Raw genomic sequence first — 1,573 nt, forward strand, 5'->3', positions numbered from 1 at the left:
GCTTGAGTTTTAACGTTTGAGGTCGTGCTCGGGGACCCGAGTTGATCATGAACGAAGCCCTTGACTGATGATTTGTCTTGCGACAGAACAAATCTCAGACTCAAGGGCTTCGGTGAATAGTGTGCACGACACCGGCGGTGCCGGTGCGATGGGGGACCTGTCGGCGTTCCGGCAGGAGTTCTATCGGTGTCTGACCGCGCGGGCGGATGCGGTGTTCGAAGTGACCGATGCGGTGTTGTGCGCGGACGGGCCGGTGCGGTCGCTTCCGGAGTTGTCGCTGGTCGGTGAGCATCGCCGGGGTCATGGCAGCGTATATGCGGCGCTGGATCGGGGCCGCATCGAGGTTGCTCGTCTGCGGCGGGCGCTGGCCTCGGTGCCGTTGCCGCGGGCCGCCGATGGCCGACTGGTGCTGGCGGTGGACATCACGTGCTGGCTGCGGCCCGAAGCCCATACCTGCCCGCAGCGGATGCTGTGTCATACCTACGGACGTGCCAAGGACTCTCATCTGATGATTCCGGGATGGCCGTATTCGGTGGTCTGCACGCTGGAAACCGGCCGCAGTTCCTGGACCGCACCGCTGGACGCGGTGCGGTTGGCACCCGGTGAGGACGCGGCCACCGTCACCGCCGACCAGCTGCGCACAGTGATCGGCAATCTGATCGATGCCGGGCACCACCGGCCCGGCGACCCGGACATCTGGATCGTGACCGACGCCGGCTACGACGCGCCCCGGTTGGCGTTCCTGCTGGCCGATCTGCCGGTGGCGGTGCTGGGGCGGATGCGGTCGGACCGGGTGCTGCGCCGCGCCGCGCCGCCCCGACAGCCCGGCATCACCGGCCGCCCAGCCCGCCACGGCGGCGAGTTCGTCTTTGGTGACCCGGCCAGCTGGGGCGAACCCACGGTGGCCACCACAACCGAGACCCGCCTCTACGGGCCTGCCACTGCCAGATCCTGGGATCGGTTGCACCCCAGGCTGACTCACCGCTCGTCCTGGGTCGCCCAGACCGGGACGCTACCGGTAATCGAGGGCACCGTGATCCGTCTCGATGTCGCCCGTCTGCCCAGCGGCGCGATCCCGAAACCGGTGTGGCTGTGGCATTCGGGCGTCGACCTCGACGCGGGCGAGGTCGACCTGCTGTGGCAGGCGTTCCTGCGTCGGTTCGACATCGAGCACACATTCCGCATGCTCAAACAAACCCTCGGCTGGACCAGCCCGAAACTCCGCGACCCGGCTGCCGCCGACCGGTGGACCTGGCTGCTGCTGGCCGCCTACACCCAGCTGCGCCTGGCCCGCGACCACGCCGCCGACTTACGTCGCCCCTGGGAGAAACACGCTGTCCTGCAACGGCTTACACCCGCCCGCGTCCGGCGAGGGTTTCGGCACCTGCGCACACAAGTAGCCTGCCCCGCCAGTGCACCAAAACCGTCCCGCCCCGGCCCAGGACGACCCGCAGGACACCGCAACCAGCACCCGGCACCACGCTACGACGTGCACATCAAGACGCCCAGCAACCAGAAAGCATCCAAAGCCGCCGGGCCGCGACCACGCCGCACAGGTTAAAACTCAAGCTAG

General features: G+C 67.8%; 1 protein-coding gene. It reads left to right on the top strand.

Annotated elements, in window-relative coordinates:
• The first annotated feature begins 121 nt into the window (after positions 1-121).
• Positions 122-1,561, top strand: a complete 1,440-nt coding sequence (locus tag ACLMAL_RS39495; protein WP_412003748.1) for an NF041680 family putative transposase — start codon at positions 122-124, stop codon at positions 1,559-1,561.
• Positions 1,562-1,573 lie beyond the last annotated feature (12 nt).

The sequence above is a fragment of the Nocardia sp. CWNU-33 genome (assembly GCF_046764895.1).
Classification (GTDB): Bacteria; Actinomycetota; Actinomycetes; order Mycobacteriales; family Mycobacteriaceae; genus Nocardia.